The organism is Gracilimonas tropica DSM 19535 (assembly GCF_000375425.1).
Lineage (GTDB): Bacteria > Bacteroidota > Rhodothermia > Balneolales > Balneolaceae > Gracilimonas > Gracilimonas tropica.
Genome location: NZ_AQXG01000002.1, coordinates 145,218 through 166,364 on the forward strand (window position 1 = coordinate 145,218; position 21,147 = coordinate 166,364).

At 42.4% G+C, this 21,147-nt stretch carries 18 protein-coding genes; all 18 read right to left on the reverse strand.

What is annotated here, in order from left to right; genetic code table 11:
• Nucleotides 1-33: 33 nt before the first annotated feature.
• Nucleotides 34-2,148 carry an ATP-dependent zinc metalloprotease FtsH gene (ftsH, locus tag B151_RS0104275; protein WP_020402367.1) on the reverse strand — a complete coding sequence of 705 codons (2,115 nt, stop codon included), beginning with the start codon at nucleotides 2,146-2,148 and terminating at the stop codon, nucleotides 34-36.
• A gap of 129 nt (nucleotides 2,149-2,277) precedes the next feature.
• Nucleotides 2,278-3,312, reverse strand: coding sequence for a thiamine-phosphate kinase (gene thiL, locus B151_RS0104280; RefSeq protein ID WP_020402368.1), 1,035 nt, complete (start codon nucleotides 3,310-3,312; stop codon nucleotides 2,278-2,280).
• Nucleotides 3,313-3,393: 81 nt separating this feature from the next.
• Nucleotides 3,394-3,840 carry an ExbD/TolR family protein gene (locus B151_RS0104285; protein WP_020402369.1) on the reverse strand — a complete coding sequence of 149 codons (447 nt, stop codon included), beginning with the start codon at nucleotides 3,838-3,840 and terminating at the stop codon, nucleotides 3,394-3,396.
• On the reverse strand, nucleotides 3,840-4,385 hold the full coding sequence (locus B151_RS0104290) for an ExbD/TolR family protein (RefSeq protein WP_020402370.1): 546 nt from the start codon (nucleotides 4,383-4,385) through the stop codon (nucleotides 3,840-3,842). Before B151_RS0104290 ends, B151_RS0104285 begins: the two co-directional genes overlap by 1 nt.
• 15 nt (nucleotides 4,386-4,400) lie before the next feature.
• Complete coding sequence (locus tag B151_RS0104295) at nucleotides 4,401-4,667, reverse strand: hypothetical protein (RefSeq protein WP_020402371.1); 267 nt, start codon at nucleotides 4,665-4,667, stop codon at nucleotides 4,401-4,403.
• Nucleotides 4,668-4,698: 31 nt separating this feature from the next.
• Nucleotides 4,699-5,412 (reverse strand): MotA/TolQ/ExbB proton channel family protein, encoded by a 714-nt coding sequence (locus B151_RS17950; protein ID WP_020402372.1) that lies wholly within the window; start codon nucleotides 5,410-5,412, stop codon nucleotides 4,699-4,701.
• A gap of 169 nt (nucleotides 5,413-5,581) precedes the next feature.
• Nucleotides 5,582-8,998 carry a hypothetical protein gene (locus tag B151_RS0104305; RefSeq protein ID WP_020402373.1) on the reverse strand — a complete coding sequence of 1,139 codons (3,417 nt, stop codon included), beginning with the start codon at nucleotides 8,996-8,998 and terminating at the stop codon, nucleotides 5,582-5,584.
• 130 nt (nucleotides 8,999-9,128) lie between these two features.
• A complete protein-coding gene (locus tag B151_RS0104310; RefSeq protein ID WP_020402374.1) occupies nucleotides 9,129-11,051 on the reverse strand; it encodes a protein-disulfide reductase DsbD family protein in 1,923 nt (640 codons plus the stop codon).
• A gap of 124 nt (nucleotides 11,052-11,175) precedes the next feature.
• The gene (gene rplI / locus B151_RS0104315; RefSeq protein ID WP_020402375.1) at nucleotides 11,176-11,622 is read right to left on the reverse strand and encodes a 50S ribosomal protein L9; all 447 of its coding nucleotides are present in this window, start codon (nucleotides 11,620-11,622) and stop codon (nucleotides 11,176-11,178) included.
• A gap of 19 nt (nucleotides 11,623-11,641) precedes the next feature.
• Complete coding sequence (gene rpsR, locus B151_RS0104320; protein ID WP_020402376.1) at nucleotides 11,642-11,893, reverse strand: 30S ribosomal protein S18; 252 nt, start codon at nucleotides 11,891-11,893, stop codon at nucleotides 11,642-11,644.
• A 27-nt stretch (nucleotides 11,894-11,920) separates the two neighbouring features.
• A complete protein-coding gene (gene rpsF / locus B151_RS0104325) occupies nucleotides 11,921-12,313 on the reverse strand; it encodes a 30S ribosomal protein S6 (protein ID WP_020402377.1) in 393 nt (130 codons plus the stop codon).
• Nucleotides 12,314-12,439: 126 nt separating this feature from the next.
• A complete protein-coding gene (locus tag B151_RS0104330; protein WP_020402378.1) occupies nucleotides 12,440-12,853 on the reverse strand; it encodes a type II toxin-antitoxin system VapC family toxin in 414 nt (137 codons plus the stop codon).
• Complete coding sequence (locus B151_RS0104335) at nucleotides 12,834-13,082, reverse strand: CopG family ribbon-helix-helix protein (protein WP_020402379.1); 249 nt, start codon at nucleotides 13,080-13,082, stop codon at nucleotides 12,834-12,836. The genes B151_RS0104330 and B151_RS0104335 overlap by 20 nt, the downstream gene beginning before the upstream one ends.
• Before the next feature lie 130 nt (nucleotides 13,083-13,212).
• Nucleotides 13,213-14,676, reverse strand: a complete 1,464-nt coding sequence (locus B151_RS0104340; RefSeq protein WP_020402380.1) for an NADH-quinone oxidoreductase subunit N — start codon at nucleotides 14,674-14,676, stop codon at nucleotides 13,213-13,215.
• 9 nt (nucleotides 14,677-14,685) lie between these two features.
• Nucleotides 14,686-14,970, reverse strand: a complete 285-nt coding sequence (locus B151_RS0104345; protein WP_020402381.1) for a 4a-hydroxytetrahydrobiopterin dehydratase — start codon at nucleotides 14,968-14,970, stop codon at nucleotides 14,686-14,688.
• Between the two features lie 7 nt (nucleotides 14,971-14,977).
• Nucleotides 14,978-16,588: a complex I subunit 4 family protein gene (locus B151_RS0104350; RefSeq protein ID WP_020402382.1), complete on the reverse strand. Its 1,611-nt coding sequence runs from the start codon at nucleotides 16,586-16,588 to the stop codon at nucleotides 14,978-14,980.
• A 16-nt stretch (nucleotides 16,589-16,604) separates the two neighbouring features.
• Nucleotides 16,605-18,626 (reverse strand): NADH-quinone oxidoreductase subunit L, encoded by a 2,022-nt coding sequence (nuoL, locus tag B151_RS0104355; RefSeq protein ID WP_020402383.1) that lies wholly within the window; start codon nucleotides 18,624-18,626, stop codon nucleotides 16,605-16,607.
• Nucleotides 18,627-19,206: 580 nt separating this feature from the next.
• Nucleotides 19,207-20,937 carry a sensor histidine kinase gene (locus B151_RS0104370; protein ID WP_020402386.1) on the reverse strand — a complete coding sequence of 577 codons (1,731 nt, stop codon included), beginning with the start codon at nucleotides 20,935-20,937 and terminating at the stop codon, nucleotides 19,207-19,209.
• Nucleotides 20,938-21,147 lie beyond the last annotated feature (210 nt).

A 21,147-nucleotide genomic window follows, 5' to 3' on the forward strand; every position in this document is an offset into this window, starting at 1 on the left:
TGCGTAGATTACGTGAATGTTAAGGAGCCTGATTTAAGCTTCAGTCTCCTCATTTTTTGTTTCTCCGTCTGTATTCCCGGAATCTTCCGGTTCATTACTTTTTGACTGAACCGTATCCTCAGATCTCTTTTTATTTTCTGAAGCTTCTTCCTTCTGTTCGGAAACCCCATTCTGGCTGGACTTGTCCTTTTTGGCATCAAAGATACCATCAGGATATTTACCGTGTGGACGGTCTCCAAGCAACTCTCTCAATGCGTGATGATCCAGAACTTCGCGCTCCAGAAGGGCCTCTGCCAGTTTCTCAAGCTCATCACGATGCTTTTTCAACAGCTCAAGGGTTCGGTCATGATTCTTGTCAATAATATTGCGTACCTCCCGGTCTATTTGTTCACTGGTACGCTCAGAATATTTTTTATTGAACCCATAACTGTTTTCAGGGTTCTGTGAATCTTTCAGGGAAATATATCCTAATTCATCACTCATACCATATTCGGCTACCATGGCAAATGCCATCGTGGTAATTCGCTCAAGATCATTCTGGGCACCGGTCGATATTTTTCCGAAAATGATCTCTTCTGCAACACGCCCTCCCAATAATGCACATATCTTGTCATTAAGTTCTTCGGTAGTCATCAGGAACCGCTCTTCCAATGGAGTTTGAAGCGTATATCCTAAAGCCGCCAACCCACGGGGCACAATACTCACCTTAAGCACCGGATCGGTGTATTCAAGGAACCATCCTACAATAGCATGCCCGGCTTCGTGGTAAGCCACGATCTTACGCTCATCCGGACTAATGAGTTTATTCTTACGCTCTAAACCGGCAATAACTTTTTCAATAGAATCCTGGAAGTCTTCCATTTCAATCGCATTCTTCTCTCGGCGGGCCGCAAGCAAAGCCGCTTCGTTACAGAGGTTCGCCAAATCAGCACCGGCAAAACCTGGAGTTTGAGAAGCTAAAACCCGAAGATCAATATTATCTGTGAGTTTCAATTTTTTGGTATGAACCTTCAGAATTTCCACCCTTCCATTCAAGTCTGGCTTGTCGATCATGATCTGACGGTCGAAACGTCCCGGGCGTAATAACGCAGAGTCCAAAATATCAGGACGGTTTGTTGCAGCCATCAGTATCACTCCTTTATCGGAGTTAAAGCCATCCATTTCGCTCAAAAGCTGGTTCAAAGTATTCTCACGCTCATCGTTTGAGCTCATAGCCATTCCACGACCACGGGTACGACCAATGGAATCGATCTCGTCTATAAATATGATACAAGGCGCTTTCTCTTTTGCCTGTTTGAAAAGATCTCGAACACGGGCAGCTCCTACTCCAACAAACATCTCAACAAAGTCAGACCCGCTAAGGCTAAAGAAGGGCACGCTTGCCTCACCGGCGGTAGCTTTTGCCAACAAGGTTTTACCCGTTCCCGGAGGGCCCACCAGCAATACTCCTTTGGGAAGCACACCACCTAATTTGGTAAATTTTTGTGGATTCTTAAGGAATTCAACGACTTCTTCAACTTCAGCTTTAGCTTCCTGAAGTCCGGCTACATCCTCGAAGGTAACTTTAGTCTCTTTCTGTTGATCGTATAGAGATGCTTTATTTTTTCCAATGTTCAATACCTGCTGTCCCGGATTCATCTTGCGGAAAATGAATATCCAGATTACGATCAAAATGGCAAGAGGTATCAGCCAAATAAAGATCCCGCTGAACCAATCTTCTTCGATTCTTACATCATACTCCACTGAATTGGCATCCAAAACAGGACGAATATCGTCGTCGCGAAGCATGGTAGTTTTAAACTTTTTGTAATCTTGAGTCTCTCCGGTTGTAAAGGGATTGCTGCTACCGCCATCCTGTGGAGGCGTTACAATACCTTCCTCAATAGCTTTGTCAGAATAAATACCGGTAACGTCTACACCATTGGTAATGGTGATCTCCGTCACATATCCGTTTTCTACATAATTAAGGAACTCACTGTATTTGATACGATTTCCAGTTTCGGCCGGAAAAAAAAGGATTTGAGCCAAAAGCAGTACAAAGAACAGGACAAAAATACTCCAGGTAGGAAATTTCGGTGAATTTCCTTTTTTATTATTGTCACCGCCCGGCTTGATCGTTTTACGTTTGTTAGGGTTATTCTGAGCCATTAAAAAAGCTTATATAATTATTCTGAGATCGGCAATATAACGAAATTGGCGCTCAGATGAGTTTATCTGATGAAATTTAAAACTATTTATTTGAACGTGTTGTTGGCAAAAAACGTGCCACCTCTCTTATTATGACAAATCATCAAAAGATAGAATATCTCCTTCTGCTGTTTGCATTCTCAAGCCCTTTTCTTTGGGAAGGAAGCGACCAATCACAACAAAATCTTTAAAATGATTTACAAATTTTTCGACTTTTTCTTCGGGTAGTGAGAACATTAATTCAAAATCTTCTCCACCGAACAAAGCATACCGATCTACATCTTCCTGCATTTCGTCTGCTACCTGTCTGGTTTCAATAGCTATTGGAAGTGCCGCCTGATAGATCTGTGCTCCCAATTGTGAAGCTTCTGAAAGCGCACTTACTTCATTAACAATCCCTTTGGAAAGATCGATCATTGATGAAGGAACAATTCCTTCTGCTTTAAACGCATCGATAAGATCTTTTCGTGCTTCCGGAACCAACTGACGTTTTACCACAAATTGATAATCACCTAACTCGGGTTGAACGGATTCGTCGCCGTGTTCTTCCCAAAACTTCTTTTCTCTCATCAAAATACGGAGACCGGCCAGAGCTCCACCCACATCCCCTGTTACGCAAATGGCATCTCCTTCTTTGGCTGTATTCCGATAGGTGATCTCATCTTTATTTACTTTTCCATACACACTTATTGAAACTACAAGGTTGGCATGATTGGCTTTCAGATCTCCACCTACAATTTCTACCTTATGTTTTTTTCCGGCAGCATAAATTCCCTCGTATAATGCTTCAATCATTTGTACCGACATTCTGTTTGGAACTGCAAGATTGATCAGAGCTGCTTCAGGGGTTCCATTCATTGCATAAATATCACTAACCGCTGCTGACAATATTTTATATCCCAAATGATTGAATGGCGTGTAAGTCGGATCGAAGTCTACTCCCTCCACATAGGTATCGGATGAAAGTAGGGTCAACTGATCGCCGTCTTCTTTAATTACAGCGGCATCATCCCCAATAGATTTGAGAACTTTATCATTTTTATAGGCATCATAGCTTGTGATCTTATCCAACAAGCCTTTCACGCCTATGCTTTGTATTGTTTGAAAAGAATCAGATTCTGACATTAACTGTATATCGGGATTTTAGAAATAAAAAAAGGCAGCTGCACTAAACGCACAGATGCCTTTTCTGATAAATACTTTATACTAAGGTTCTCTACGGGTAGAGTAGTTGATCCTGAACGTACTGGCTTGCTGAAGTTCTTTTTGAACATCAGTCAACAATCCAAATTCAGAAGCCTCATCAACGCGTAAGGAAACAATTAGCTTAGGTTGTTCACGAAGTTTGTCGTACATCAGCGTACGAATAGCTCCAATATCTTCGATGATAGCATCGTCGATCTGAACCTTATCTTCACCCAGTCTATTACCGGGTAGTCGTTCAGGACCAATGTAGATATATGAAAGCAACCTTTTCTGCTCAATCTTCTCAATGTTTTCTGCTTGGGTGAGGTTCACACGTACCTTGAGTGTCACTTCACGCAATACAGTTGTCACCATGAAAAAGAAGAGCAACATAAATACAACATCAGGCATCGCAGATGTAGGGATTTCCTGTTTGCTGCCGGCCTGTTTTTTCTTGAAATGTGCCATTAGCTGTCTCCTCCTTCAGCAATTGAGATTTTCTTGGGATACATATCCTGAATTTGCTCTTGCTGGGGACTTTCATCTTGCAGGGAACTGAAAGGAACTCCATAGTTAGCTCGAGAAGCTTCGTCTCTCAGATCTTTATATGCTCCCATCACTTCATCAAGCATATCCACATAAATTTTATATGGAGTTGCCCGCTGTGTTTTAATGGAAACGATAGCAAGTTCCGGTGTTTCAGCAAGGTCAGGATCATTGGTTGGATTTTTGATGAACTCAATCAATGAAGCTTTCACTTCATTAAGTTGTTTTGGTTCATCATCCATAAGAACCCTTCCTTCGGCGTTAACCAGAATGTTCATCAGGTTTCGCTCTTTAATTGGAGGGGGTTCCTGATCATCCTCAAGAGGAGGAGGCAATACCAAACCTATCCCTGTATCAACATTAATGGTAGTTGTCACCAAAAAGAAGATCAACAGAAGAAAGGCGATATCAGCCATAGAGGAGCCGTTGATTTCGGCACTCTCTCGTTTACGTTTCTTAAGTAGCATAATGCGTCCTTCTTCTTAAAACTTGAATGTTCCGCGAAGTCCGGTAAGAACTATCGCTAAAACCATAGTGGCCATCATTACTGTGGCGGTCATCATACCTGCCTTGGCATACTCGCCAAAGACTGCAAATGAGATTCCAAACACAACAAATGGAATGGCCATCATACCAATTTTCTTAAAGTCTTGCTTTCCTAACGTCAAGCTGCGAACTCCGGCAAATACCATAAATAGCAAGCCAAGTCCCAATAAGCCAAAAGCAAGACCTACACTAATTGCAACCATTTTACTTTCCTGTTTATTGTTTGGATTCTAATTAGGCTTCAGACTCTTGCGGAGGAATAAGGTCTTTACCTTCGTTTAGCATAATGATAGAGTCGATCAATGTAATTGAACTTTCTTCCATCTCTGCAATCAGGCGGTCAATTTTGGATACGCAATAGTTGTAACCGATCTGGAGAATAATACCCGCTATCAAACCACCGGCTGTGGTTAAAAGTGCTGTTTTAATACCACCGGCCACAATACTTGGGGAGATATCAGCTGCAGCTTCGATATCATCGAAGGCCGCGATCATACCTACTACCGTTCCAAGGAATCCAAATAGTGGAGCAATCGCAATAAAGAGCGACAACCATACAAGACCTCTTTCAAGGAAGCTCATCTCAATGGAACCGTAAGCTGAAATTGCTTTTTCAGCAGCTTCAATTCCTTCGTGAGCTCGCATCAAACCGGCCTGAAATACAGAAGCAACAGGACCGCGGGTTTGAGCACAAAGTTCTTCAGCAGCTTCGATACCGCCATCTTGAAGAGCTTCTTGTACGTTAACGATAAATTTCCGTGTATTGATGTCAGCAAGGTTCAGGGTAATGATCCGCTCAAGGAAAATGGCGAGACCGAGGATCAATGTAACCAATACAGGCCACATCCAACCACCATCATTACCATCATTAAATTTTGCTACAACGACATTAAAAAACCCTTCGTCAGCAGGGGCTTGTAAAAGAAAAAGAGCAATCGACGATATCATGTCTACTCCACTAATTGTTTAATTGTTAAAGGCTAAGATTTGTGAAGCGAAAGAATAGTTCATTTTATACTAAATGTCAAAGTAACAAAGCTTCTTAAACCTGTTTTTTACGTATTGTTACTGCAATCAAGAAGTGCCGTTATAAGTTGTATAAAATTATATAGTTTCTTCAGAGTGTTGCACTCATAACTAATTTTATAGTATGAATTGTGGGACGGTCTTTTACGGTTCGCCCGTCATAATCGAGACTCAAACGAATCAGATTGCTCATCCGGTAGGTACTTCTGAGCGACCATAAAAAATTTATTCCTTCCCCGGTTCCTTCTGTTAGTTCATATCTTCCAAATGGTGTTGAATTTCCATCTACAACCGTATTTCTGAATTCCATTCTTAAAGTGGATTGAACTTTTCTCCAAAGATATAACCGCTGTGTTGTTGAAATTTTTAAGAGTCTCGCCTTTGTATTCTCAACCGGCTGCCGATCTTCTTTCCTGATGAATGAAACATTCAATCCTGCATTCCAATTTCGACTTATTGTCCCATTGAGTCCGGGCTCCAAACTATATGACTCTATATCAAAGTTTCTGTTAGATACAATGTCACTTGAACTTGAATTTTCCGTGCGCTGTGCATCCAGCTTAAGCCGGATTCGATTTGTTATTCCGTATCCCGTGTTCACATAAAAACGGCTTGAATAGTTTTGGATGGATTCACTGCTCCTTCGATTCAATCCTCGAGACTCCCCTGCCCCAAATTTAAGATCCACCCCCTGCCAGTCTCTAAAAACATCCAACTCCTGCTCCCAAAAAATCCGGCCTTGTATAGTCGTAGAATCGTTCCGAAACGATGCTAAATTCAATAAATAAATATCTTTCAGATTCTGTGTTGTAGAATTCTCCAGGATATCTGCCCGGGAACGAAGACGAATACCTTGATACCAAAGCGTCTCATCGGCTTTCACAAAAGGCTGAATAGTATTTATCATGCGAACGTTCAGATCTACCGCAGGTAACAGTTCGTCAGATGGTAAAAACTGTCGAATAAAGGTTCCTTCATTGGCACTCACTTCCGGGAAAAATTCATCCACTTGCTGAACCCCGTCTCCATTCAGATCGTCCCAGACAAACTGCCCAATTTCAGGTCCCACTTCTATATATGCTTCCTGAAGCAAAGCCTGCCGTTGTGTGTTGGCTTCGTAGAAGAATTCCCCTTCCAAAATCCTGCTTTTGGTAGAATAATTGGTCACTGATTTAACCAATATACCCTTCCTGTTCTGACGTCCCGGTTCAACAAAATCTTCCGCATACGTTTTATCCCTGAACCGGATTTCATTCCGTGTTTCAAAATTAGTACTTGGGCTGAACCGAAGACTATACCGCTGCTCAACCGCGGTGGATAGATCCTCAAGCTTATTGCCCAAAACGCCTCTCTCATCGCGATAGGCAATCCCTGCATTCAACTCAAGCGAAGCCAAATTGACTTGAAGGCCCGGACCGATATCATAGAAAGAGAGGGAATTCGATAACAGTGAATCATTTGTCAAAGACCGTTGCAACCTTTTTTCTTGCTCAAACCGGACGTATGGGGTGATGGTAATTTTATCATTCAAGCCAAAACCTCTGCTCATATTCCCCTGTTGCCTGAACCAGGTTCCATCCTGATCAAGTAGTTCGTCATCACTTTGTACCCAATCCTGTGAGTAACTCAAGTCCAGCCAGCCCGTTTCCTCACTTCGAATTGAAGAAGCCTGACGGATTCCCCGAAAGCCATCCCTTTGTACTTGCCCGATTTCACCGGCAATGCGCGTAAATGCTGTGGGTTGAACCGAAAGTGCTACCTGATCGATAGCTTCCCTGCTTTGCCCGGTTCGGGTAATATTCCACTTGCGATCGAATTCGACATCTCTTGTTCTTTCAAAAAATTCGAATCTTCGCCCGGTGTAACGGCGAGTGATCCTTGCATCTATCACCCCAATGGCGGTTTCTGCTTCTTTTATTCGGAGTCCCGCCTCGTAACCCAGGTCGGTGTTATCTCCATCATCCAGCGAAGAAAACCGGTTTTTATCTAAATCACTTACAGCCCATTCTCCAAATACCTCGATGTTTTTAGAAACCTCCACATTTCCATTCAAAGCTACCATTTGTTGTTTTTGAGGAGCCGGAAGCTGTCGTGCCGGTTCATAATTTCCTGCACCGGGCCCCACCCATTCATACAACAATCCATTCGTTTGTCCACTGGCCCGAAGGTAACTCCCGTTTCCTTCTCCCACATTCGAAAACCGAACCCGATAAATAGCTCCTTCGGCCCCGGGCTGGTGCTGAAAGATCGTATACGTTTCCCCATTCACAGTCGTGTCAATTCTTGCATACAGCAAAAACTGATCCCGTTCTTCTTCGGAGGCAACAGAGGCTCCGCTTACTACGGCTTCGTCCAGATCATCCCCCACATCCTGAAGCAGTGCAATATCCTGCTCCGACAAACTTCGCTGAGAAAGCAAGTCATCACCATCGGCCTGGCGGATAGCACTGACCCCGATGGAAGCTCGCCCACCAAATAACTCAGCTCCACCTTCGGCCGCGACCACCGTCCTGTTAAAATCCCGATCTATATATTCATATTCGATCACAATCCGGGTCTCGTCTTTGATCAGTACATTGTTAGTGAAACTCACTTCTCCAAGGCCATAGTCTATAATGTAATCATTCTCGGCTCCGCGCTGCACCTGCTGTCCATTGATATAAACCCGCTCGGTTCCGGCCAGGATGATCACAAATTGTTCGCCATTTCTTCCGGTGAGCCTGTAAGGACCCTGAACTCCATCCTGTCCCTGAAATTGCATAGATTTATATGTGCCTCTAACTACTGATGCCGCCCCGGTATAATCCCCATATTCTGAATTCACACTGCCCGCAGCCCCCTGCAAACGCCGATTATATTGGGCAAAAGTACTTTGCTGCAAACTTACATCCACATCTCCCATCTCAACTGAAGCATTTGGAGCCTCTACCTGAATGAAGACTTTATCGAATTCCCGAAGATTTTGAGTCGTTCCATCGGGTTGAATAGGAATACTTTGGTCAGTCAATGATGCAGTAATGTTGATATTCTCGGTAAGCGGCCCACTTAACTCAAAATTCAATCCGCTTTCCAGGGAAAAATCCTGGTTTGAGCCGACAATCACTCCGCGGCTCAAGCTCCCTGATTGTCGTAAACCCGATGGACCAAAAACTGTTTGTGGTGTGCCGGATTGTAATTGTAACTGAAGCGAATCCCGATCTTCGAAAAATGCAGAATCTAATTCCACAGGAACCAATGACTGGAAAGAGCGGGGCCATGAAACCGGCAGTTCCTCAAAGAAAACAGTAACGGATGTGATTTCCCGTTCTGTCCAAAAAGGCTGAGTAAATTGAATACTTCCCGATTGTTCAACAAAGATCCAGTTTTCACCGGAAATGACCTCTTCTCCCGCCTTGATCAGGATGCTTTCCCGAAGTACCCAGTTTCCTAAAAAGTATGTTGAATCTACCGAAAGCGGCTCAAGGGTCTTCTGATTGGAGATAGTCGTTTGAGCCAGACCCTCAGGCATAGAAATCAGGCATAGTGCTGTTGTACAGCAAAAAATCCAAAGCCGATACGTTCGTGCCGTTGCAGTCAGTGTTTTCTACATTTGTTGAGGTGTGATGAAGGCTAAAGCTTTCCGCGGAAAGGGTCAACAATCAAAGATCGGAATAGGCTTGCAATCCACGCTCCAGGAAAGCAACAAAATCATCGGCATCTGTATATCCTAATCGCTGCTCTAAAACCCGGCCCGATTCCGGATCCATAATCACATAAGTTGGAAGTGCCACATTCCCGGTTAGCTCAAATTGAAGCATTTGATTGTCTTTGGCTCCCGTACCGCCGTCGGTGTATAACTTTACCAGCTCCATTTGGTTGAACCGTGAAACCACTTCATCCAAGGGAAAAACATTTGATTCCATGGCCCGACAGTTGGTACAGGTATACCCCGTAAAATCTATAAAGACCGGTACATTTTCTGCTTTTGCCTTTTCCACAGAAGTGGCGTAATCCCTGGACCAGCCATCGTCTGCATCGGCATTCGTTCCTGATACTCCGCCGGTTCCTATCGTGGCTACTAAACTAACATCTGTTACTTGTTTGGGAGGCAGGAAGGCATCCCAGAATCCAAGTGAAGTTCCCAATAATCCGGGCATCAGGTAAAAACTGAAGAGGAAAAATGGAATAGCTAGCAACATTCTGCCGGTTGAAATTTGGTCGGGCCGTTTTTCATGTTTTAGTGAATAACTTCCGATGAGGTATAAGCCCGTAAGCAGGAAAATGGCAATCCACGTGGCAATGGCAAGCGGCCGTGAAATCAGTCCCCATTCCCAAACCAAGTCTACATTGGATAAGAATTTAATAGCTGCTGCAAGCTCTATAAAACCAAGAAGCACTTTCACAATATTCATCCATGAACCGCTTTTAGGAAGCGATTGCATCCAGCTTGGAAAGATAGCCAGAATCACAAAAGGGCTTGCAAACGCTGCCGAGAAACCGATCATCCCAATGATGGGATAAAACCATTCGCCCCCGGTGGTTGCAGCAAATACACCGCCCACGAACGGAGCGGTACAAGAGAAGGAAACGGCGCTTATGGTTAGCGCCATGAATAAAATTCCACCAACTCCTCCGCTTTCGTTACTCTTTCTATTCAACCAATTGGTAAGTTGGTAAGGCAATCTCAATTCGTACATTCCCAACAAACTGAAAGCAAAGCCGACCAAAACGGCCGCAATAAACAAATTCACCCATGGATTAGATGCAAAATTCTGAGCTCCTGATACACCGAAGACTGCCGCCAGTAAAATTCCTAACACAGTAAAGGTGGCTACAATCGCTATCCCAAATAAAAATGCTTTTCCGACACCTTTTCCATGTTCCTCCGATTTTGAAAAGTAGGAAACGGTGAGCGGAATCATCGGAAATACACAAGGCGTTAGTAAGGCTGCAAAACCAGCCAAAATTGCGATCCATAAAAACCCAAAAATACCTTCACCGCCCATTGAAGATTCTTTGATCTCTGCTAACTCACCGGATACTTCTTCTCCATCTGAGGAGCTGCTTCCTAAAACTGCCTCAACGGGATTCGCAGAAACGCCGGTCACCGTCACACCTGCGATAATGGATTTTGTAGTGGGAGGAAGACACACTTTATCATCACAAACCTGGTAAAATACTTCGATATCCAGATCTTGCTTACCCGACTCACTTGTTTTTATTGCTACCGGAATCGTGAATTCCGCAAAACTACTGTGCCACCCTAATTCAGCTTCAAAATTGGGATCAAACTCTACATCGGCCTCAGATTCCCTAACATCACCGGCAATAACAAAGTTTGAGGATTTTGCAGAAAACTCGGTGGGAAAAGGGCCGGCATCTTCATCATTCAAAATAGAATAGAGATGCCAGTTGCCTTCAATGGAGGCTTGTACTTTAACTTCAAAAACTTCTCCTGCTAAAACGGAATCGGGAGCTTCAGACAGGGAGAATTTAACAGGATCAGGGATTTGTGCCTGAATAAAAAATGGGGATAACATCAGAATGATGATCCCCATTAATTTGATTTGCACTGATTTCATGAACACGGATTTCTAAAAGTTGATCAGGTAACTGTTTGGTAAACATCTTAGCAGATGCTGTTCTCTGAATGAAACTTACTTCATCCGAAATTAGTGCCTGAAATCTAAATCCGAATGACAAGTATCATTCGTCTTTAACAACCCAAAATTTCACTTTCGGGCTTAAATCTCCAACCAGATTTACAGTAGCAGTGTATTCACCTAATGCTTTCACATCTTGATCTAAGGTGATATCTTTCTTGTCTACCATAATATCACGCTCTTCAAGCGCTTTGGCTATATCCGCATTTGTTACGGTACCGTGAATTTTGTCTTCTTCACCTGTGGTTACTGCAATGGTCAAAGAAGTAACTTCTAATTGCTTAGCCAATGCTTTGGCTTCATTAACAGTAAACTCAGCCTGGCGAGCAGCTTCTTTCTTCCTTCTTTCAAGCTCCTGAATGGCACCTTTGGTAGCCATTACTGCTTTACCTTGTGGAATTAAGAAATTACGGCCGTATCCGTCTTTTACGTCAACGATCTCACCGGATTGTCCTAATTTTTCTACGTCTTCTCTAAGTATGATTTTCATAATATTCTATCAACTTGGTTTATCGGATGTTTTCGTCTACGTAAGGCATCAGTGCTAAGAAACGAGCTCGTTTAACGGCCGTAGTTAGCTGTCGCTGATGTTTAGCGCTTGTTCCGGTTACACGACGTGGTAAGATTTTACCCTGGTCGTTTGTGAATCGCTGAAGGGTATCAGTGTCTTTGTAATCAATGTACTCAACGCCGGCACGGGTAAACTTGCATTGCTTCACCTTGCGCTGGCCTTTTTTTGGATGTGATGGATTCTTAATCATAATCTATATTCTTTGGAGGGGTTATTCTTAATCGTCGTTTTCGTCGTTGTTGTCATCATCCTCTTCTTCGTAAGCGAAGATGTCCGGAACTTCATTTTTCTTTTGAAGCTCACGGTGACGCAACATTTTGGCATCGTATTTTAGGGTAAGGTAACGCATGATGTTGTCATCAATGCGAAGCTGTCTTTCAACGGATGCAATGGCTTCAGCAGGAGCAGTGAAGTACATATTTACGTAATAACCGCTTCCTTTTTTGTCCATTTCGTAGGCAAACTGACGTAATCCCCACTCATCTACTTCTTCAATTTCGCCGCCGTTACTTTCGATTAGCTTGGATACTTTATCGACGACTTCTTTAAACTGGTCATCCTCGAGTACAGGATTTATGATATAGGTAAACTCGTAATAGTTTTTACTCATCTGTGTATGTGTTTCTTTGGTTGTTTTCTAAGATGAAAACAGTCACCCTGGCACTTTGCCGGGCAACAGAGCTTTCAAAGATACACTTTTTTTGCAGTCTATTCCAACTATTGAGAAATGATTCTTTTACAAGTTAAATAAATTCTTTAGTTGCTCCCCCGTTCCTAATTTGTATACCGAAAAATCACTATCTAAAGAAACAATAGAGTCCAAGTTTCTCATTTCAGCAGCAACTAACAACGATGCATCTGCAAAATCAGCAGGTAAGTCAGCGTACTTATCTACGATCTCCCTTACTTTCAAAAGCTGCCACTGTTCCAGATTGATCACTTCTATTCCACCTTCACTCACCCAACTCAAAAAATCTAACTGTACCTGTTTGTGAAAATCGAGCATGTAAGAAACTTCCGTGAGCACCGGCCAGGTAGTGATCAAACGGCCTTCAAATCCTCCCATAAACTCCATCACTTTCTGATGATATTGATCATCTTTGTCAAATAGCGCAATAATGGGACCGGCATCAATGAGCGTGCTTGTCACGTATCTTAGATTTTATGCTGGATTTATAGGTTTTTGAACGGTCGGTTTCCCCGCTGCCATATTTCCCGAAGTAGCGTTTTCCAATCTCAAAAGGTTGATTGTATTTTTTCTCTTTTGCCATATATTCCACCAAAGCTTCTTTTACAATGTTGGACCGTGAGGTTTTCTTTTGAGCCGCAATAGCCTCAAGATCTTTCTCCATTTCTTCGGATAAACGTATTGAACGCATTTTATTACCATGCTTTTGATATTCTCCAAAAATGTAACACAATTTGTATTACTTTCCAATTGAGTATAAAAAAAGTCTTTCAGACTCATCTGAAAGACTTTTTAAATTTATACACTAAAATTCTACACTCTTACGGGATGAGGGCAGTTGCTCCTCCATATCCGCCAAAGCCGCTCAGAATATCCATCAAGCCTTCAGCTGGCAGTACCGGTTCAACTCCAAAATAAATGGTCAGCAAAGCAAGTACTACAATGGTTCCTTTATACATTAACGTTGGTGTGAAGAGAGAAATAGGTTGATGCTCCTCACGGAAATATAAATAGACCATGACTCTCAAATAATAGTAAACACTTGCAGCACTAGCTAAAACACCAATTATAGCAAGGCCAACCATGTCCGCATTAATAGCAGCAGCAAATACGTAGTACTTACCTACAAAACCTACTAATGGTGGAATTCCTGCCAGTGAGAACAAAAATATGGAAAGTGCAACCCCCATTAACGGCTCCTTGAATCCGAGTCCTGCCAGATTTTGAACCTGCGTAAAATCCAATCCTTTGTTACGCTCATAATAAGCGATCACACCAAAGGCTCCCACATTCATAATGGTATAAGCGAACAAGTAGTACAATACGGCATTATATCCTTCAAAAGTACCAGCTGCTAACCCAACAAGTGCATATCCGGCATGAGCCACACTGGAATATGCTAACATTCTTTTTACATTATCCTGTACTAAAGCGATAATGTTACCAAATACCATGGTCAGTATAGCGATCACGCTAAGCACTAACTGCCAGTTCAGGCCTTCCATAACCGGAAGGGCACGCGACAAAATCAGAATAAAAGCTACAAAAGTACCTGCTTTCGAAGCTGTTGCCATGTATGCGGTAAGAGAAGTTGGTGTTCCCTGGTATACATCCGGCGTCCACATGTGGAAAGGAACTGCCGAAACTTTGAATAGAAATCCAACCAGAAGAAGTGCAGTTCCTGCCAAGAAAAGAAGTTCAGTACTGGCAGCAGCACCAATCTCTGGGATGTTGGTGGTTCCCGTAGCACCATAAATCAACGCCATTCCGTAAAGAAGAAATCCGGTAGAAAATGCGCCCAGCAGAAAATATTTAAGAGCAGATTCAGCTCCTGATTTTTCATCCTTGATCAACCCGGCCATCACATATAAACAAATGGACATAGTTTCCAATCCTACAAAAAGGGTGATCAGGTCGTTGGCCCCTGCTAAGGCAAGCATACCGGTGGTGGCGAATAATATCAGTGCGTAGGTTTCGCCGTAATAATGGTTAATTCCCCGCAGATAATCTTCACTAATGAACACGCAAAAAAGGGCTCCCGCCAAGATTACCATATTGCCGAATGCAACAGCGCCGCCATGCACTAACATGCCTGAAAATGCTGTTTGCATCTCACCTCCAAGTGAAAGAATACTTATGATCAGGGCTGATGCCAGTGATAAAATGGTAACGTAGAAATTAAGGGGACTCTCTTTCTTAAGAGATTCGATTACGATAACCACCAATCCGGCTATTGCGGTGATCACTCCGGGTAAAAAAGCTTGTATATCGCCTAAATAATCCATTAGCTAATTTTATGAAACGCTTTCTATTGCTTTGGCCAGGTCTACATCTTTCTGGGTAACTTTATCCCCTGCATCGTGTGTACTAAGGCTGATTTGAACCGTATTGTACACATTAAACAGTTCGGGATGATGAACCTGTTTTTCAGCTTCCAGCCCTATGCGGACAATAAATCCCAGGGCTTCACTGAAATCATTAAAACCAAATTCTTTACTGATCTTGTCGTCGCTGAACTCCCATCCTTCCAGAGAACTCAACGCTTGTTTGATGTCTGCTTCGGAAAGTGGTTGTGCCATTGTACTGTTATTTGGTTGATGCTAATTGTGATTCTGATTCACGTACATCGTAAAATTTTGCCGTCCAATTGGGCAGATCTTCGTTACGAGCCTCTTCCAATACCGCCATACTTTTGGCTTCAGAGGCTTCGATCAATTCATTCACCTGAGCTTCAGAATATTTGGTAAAATCAACCGGACGAATTCCGATCCAAAACATAAAGATTACTAACGGAATCAATAACCCAATTTCTCGCCCATTCAGATCTATTAATTTCTTGTTTTCCTCATTAGTAATAGGACCAAACATCACGCGCTGGAACATCCATAGCATGTAAACGGCTGCCAATATCACACCGGTTGCTGCAAGAATGGCAAAGATCTTATTGTTATACAGTTCAGAGAAAAAAGAACCATTAAGAATCAAAAATTCACCGACAAAACCGTTCAGCCCGGGTAATCCGATAGAAGCAAAAGTCGCGATCATAAACATTACGGTGAAAATGGGGATCTGCTTGGCGATACCTCCAAAGTCTTTGATCATTCGGGTATGGCGACGATCATAGATCATTCCTACAATAAGGAAAAGTGCACCGGTTGAAAGTCCGTGGTTGATCATCTGAATGATGGCTCCTTGCACGGCTACCGTATTTAACGCGAAGATTCCCAAAACCACAAAACCGAGGTGACTCACAGAAGAGTACGCAACTAATTTCTTCACATCTTTTTGAACCATGGCCACGAGTGCTCCATAAATGATTCCGATCACGGCAAGAGCGGCCATCCACGGGGCAAATTCCATAAAGGCATTAGGGAAGATCGGTAAACAAACGCGGATCAAACCATAGGTTCCCATCTTCAGCATGATGGCTGCAAGAACCACAGAGCCGGCTGTAGGAGCTTCGGTATGCGCATACGGCAACCAGGTATGAAAAGGAAATAACGGCACTTTAATACAAAAGGCCAGTGCAAAAGCCAGAAATAAATAAGTTTGCTCAACCAAGCCGATGGTGTACATGTCGCTGGAAAGGAATCGCCAGTCGGTGGTGAAAGTTGTACCGGCACCCATTGCTGCGCCGGCATCGTAACCGAGGTAGATCAAGCCAACCAACATGATAAGGGATCCAACCAAAGTGTAAATAAAGAACTTAATGGTAGCCTGTATTCGTCCGGCACCACCCCAAATTCCGATAAGGAAATACATTGGGATCAATGAAAGCTCAAAAAATACGTAAAAGACCATCAGGTCAAGAGAAGAAAATACTCCCAATGAAGCGGTTTGAAGCAGCAGCAACATGCTCCAGTAACCGGTCAGGTGTTTGGTTACGGAATTCCAGGAAGAAAGAATTACAATCGGCCCCATAAATGTGGTGAGCATGAAAAGAAGCAAACTCAATCCATCGAGTCCCACCAGATATTTGATATCCAGCGATTCGATCAACCGTCCCCCTTCCGTCAAAAATTGAGCGGTTCCGGAATTGGCAACATCAAAACCAAACATAAGTGGCAATGAGGCAATGAAAGTAACAGAAGTCACCAGCAAGGCAATCCACTTTTGGGTGGTTTCATTCTTGGATAAAACGATCAGCGGAATGCCAACCAACGGTAAATAAATGACGATATTTAAAAGTGTTTCCATCAAGAGATCTGGGAAATTACATTACCATTAAATAGAGAATTATGATCACGCCAATTACAAAAGCCAGCGCATAGCTTGAAACCACACCGGTTTGCACGTATCGGAATAGTGAACCGAAAAGACGTACGGTTCCGGCTGTAGCATTAACAATACCATCTACCACTTTCATATCGAAGACGGCCAGTACTTTGTCTGAAAGACGGACAATAGGACGAGCGATTAATCCTTCATAAACTTCATCCAGATTATATTTGTCTTTCCAGGTTTGGTATAAACCGCCAAACATAGAAGCCAATTTGGCATCCGATGCTTCTTGCTGATTGCTATTGTACATCTTGAATGCTGTAAACACACCTGCAATCGCGATAATAATAGACGCAGACATCAACGCCCATTCTATGCCATGTGAAAGGGTTAGCTCATAATCAGCGGTGATGTTGTACAGCCAATTGTGCAGTAAATTGATGTGTGCTTCCTCGTGAGTGAAAGTCTCAACAATAAAATTCGGCACACCTAAAAATCCTCCAACAGTAGCCAGGCCGGCGAGAGTCCAGAGTGGAATAGTCATGGTAGCAGGACTTTCATGTAAGTACTTCTCGGCCCCAACAGCTTCTTTAAAACGCTGCCCCAACTTGAACTCTCCGTGGAACGTTGTAAGGGTGAGTCGGAACATATAGAAAGCCGTTAAAAATGCAGTGATGATTCCCACTACCCATAGTGCCATATACATATACTGACCAAATTCTCCGGCTCCGGCATTTGCTGTCATAGCGAGCACCTCATCTTTTGAGAAGAATCCTGCTAATGGAGGAATCCCGGCAATCGCAATAGTGGAAATAAGGAACGTCTTATAGGTAGAAGGCATATATTTTCGAAGTCCACCCATATTTCGCATATCCTGCGGATCGAAATGAACGTGTTTACCATCATGCTCCAACTCATGTTCTACGTGATGCATTGCGTGAATCACAGAACCCGATCCAAGGAATAAGCAAGCTTTGAAAAATGCATGTGTTACAACATGAAACATAGCTGCGGTAAATCCACCGGCACCAAGTGCAAGAAACATATACCCCAACTGTGAAACGGTTGAATAAGCAAGCACACTCTTAATATCATTTTGAGTGATGGCGATGGTAGCAGCTACAATGGCTGTCAAAGCTCCGATTACGGCTACGATCAGCATCACCTCAGGAGATAACACATACATGGGAGACATCCGGGAGATCAGGTAAATACCAGAAGTTACCATGGTAGCAGCGTGGATAAGTGCAGAAACGGGAGTTGGTCCGGCCATGGCATCAGGCAGCCAAACAAATAGCGGGATCTGTGCAGATTTACCGGTCGCCCCAATGAACATCAGCAACCCGATCATAAAGGTGTACTCACTGGAGAAAGCATCCAGGTTCCCTAATATCACATCAAAACTAAGGCTTCCTACTGTTTGAAAGACCATAAACATGGCAATCAGGAATGCAAAATCACCGATTCGGTTGTAAATAAAAGCTTTTTTGGCAGCATCTGATTTTGCCATATCGGTATACCAGAATCCGATCAATAAATAAGAACAAACTCCTACTCCCTCCCATCCAAGGAAAAGAAGCAACAGGTTATTACCCAGCACCAAATTCAACATCGCAAAGATGAAGAGGTTCAGATAGGCAAAAAATTTCCAATATCCTTCATCATCGGCCATGTAACCCATGGAGTACAAATGGATCAAAAATCCAACTCCGGTTACCACCATGGTCATCATAATAGACAATTGGTCTATACGGTAAGCGAAATCAACGCTAAATGTACCGACATCCATCCAGGTGAACAGCTTGAATACCACTGCTTCCGACTCGGCATTCATGTTCAGGAAGAAATACACCGCGATCACAAATGGAATAAATACCATTGTGTTGGCAATGATCCCGATCAGCTGTTTTTTGGTACGATAATTTTCTACAAAAAGCCCGGTAATCCCGTTAATCAGAAAACCCAGCAGTGGAAGAGCAATAATGAGAGTAAATAACGCCGAGGCGGATTCCATCAGTTAGTCTTTATTTAATTGCAATAAAAAGGGAACCGCGCTGATCACGGTTCCAAAATGGATGGCAAAGATACAAAAATCTTCTGCAAGGTAAAGACTGTTTTGGATGAATTTTACGGAATTTAGAATGGGTTTAAGAACATCGAACATTCAGAAAGGAAGATTGAATTGTGAAGTGGTTTCGAATGGGGATTCTAATTTATAAACCGGTCGTTTGATTTATCGGCTTTGGTTTTTTTTGACAATGATTTGCGAGAGATCGAGGGGGCGATTTTTTATTTAATGATATGCAATGTTACATAAACTCAAAGAACACTCAATTAGTAACAAATATAACAGAGAGAAGGTAAATGGATCGCACCAGGCCTTTCAGCTTAAATTCAACAACCGGATCGTTCAGGCGGATACCCCTTAAGCGGAAGAGCGTTGGAAACCTAAAGTGGAAAGAAGGACTGAAACTGAAAATATCAGCATGAACACTAAAAAAATATTCAAGCTCTCCCTGATCTTCTCCTGGCAATGGTGCTCTCATTGCTAAAAATTCACTTTCCCGGGGACTCCGCTTTTAACACACTGGTGTTTAATAATTAAAGTTACTGGCTATTCCCTTTTTATCTTTTAGCACAAAAGAAATAATGTAGGTTATATCTTCATCCTCACGGAGTTTTTCAATTTTTGCCCCAAGCTGAGACAATAAGACGGTAATTAACTGTTTCCCGATCCCAGCACTTGTTTCAAAGAAATCTACCTTGGAATCTGTTCCAATTTCTGTAATAAGATGACCTTCTGTTTGTTTAATCGTAAAACTTAGCTCCTTATCCTCTTCCATTCTTGATTTTGAAATACAGTTCATACACTCATTAAGCAGCAGGCTATAAGTCAATGCTTGGTTTGTATTGATTTGTACCGAATCAATCGAATGGTTTATAGTGGTTCCAAATTTGGTAAAATCACTTTTACTTAAATTTAATATTCCGGGAACAAAATCCGCTACAAAAACCCTGTTCAATTCATCAGACTTATACATTACTTCTTGTATGGTGGCCATAGATTTTATTCTTCGGTGTGATTGGATTAACACTTGCTGTACTTCCCGGTTTTCATTTTCCATCTGCTCCAACTCAAGTAAGGCCGCCATTACTGCAAGATTATTTTTTACCCGGTGGTGGACTTCAGCAAATAACCGATCCTTTTGCTGATTGATCTGATCATTTTTTCTATTCAGCTCAACTCCCAATTTTATCAATTTGTTATGATTTAACATCAATATGGATGAAAGGAGCAGGATCAATAGAAAACCGAAGATCATGACATTACGGGTGCTGTTTATTTCATATGCATAATCCTGTTCCGGCACAAGGACAGCGATCAAAAGTTCTTGAGAGGAATTGATCGAGTAAGTTTTAGTGATTCCCCACCAATTTTGCCCCACACTCGAAAATGAAACTATGGTATCATTAGGATGATCAAGAAGTTTAGTTAGTGCAGGATTGCCAATCTCCTGCGGTTTAGAAAGGTATATATTGGAAATCATTGAAGAATCGGACTCCTTATACTCTTTAGGAAATCCTACGATTTCTTTATTGGTCTTCGTGAGAATGAATATTTTATCGTTATCGGTAACACTCAATGTTTGTGACAACTTCGTTAGATCATCCAGAGTCACATCGAAAGCCAATATATGCTGTAAGGTATCCACGGATGAATTCCAGGCAACGGAAGCTGTTAGGCCAAGCTGACCGGTCATATAAGCATATGGTTCGGCCCAATATATTTGCCTGCTTTTTTCTTTAAGTGCATTTTGAAACCAGGCACGATTTCTGGGGTCAGTTTGCAAGGGTTCTTCCCAGAGTCGAACTCGATTAGGAGAATCCTTAAAATTCCATTGCTGCCATTTTTCTTTCATACCCCATTTATCCACATAGACTTCCCGGTTTAACCAATAATAGCCTGTGGAATCAGCGGGTAGAACATTGAATTCGTAGCCCCTGCTGTCGGCCAGTGCTATGGAAGAAACCTGCGGGTACCTGTCTATTATAGGAATTAAAAACCGGTTCAAAGAAACAACATCAAAATTCTCCAGCAAATTTAGTTCCTGCTGTTTTTTTACAGTCAGCATTATATTTTCAATCGGCTTGAAAAATTCATCCAATTCACTTTGAATTCGTTGGGATGATTGTTCTACCAACTGACGTCCAAAGTACCTCTTGGTACCGGATAACTCATACAGAATGTACCCCATTACTAATGCGAAAATCATTACCACACCGACAGCAAAATACCGGGTCACCTGTTCTACCTTATTAGCCATATCGTACCTTTCTACTTTTAAACAGGTGAGTTCCAATAACCCAACTCTCCCACATTTATATGTTAAATACCTAAAATTCAGCTCAATAAAAAACTTTCGCACTTTCCTTTTTTCTCATTCCGTCTCTCCCATTTACAATCTTTAAACGCTTCGGGCACAAAACTTAATCCTCCCCGTTTTCAAATAAACACTTTGGCTATTATTTTAATC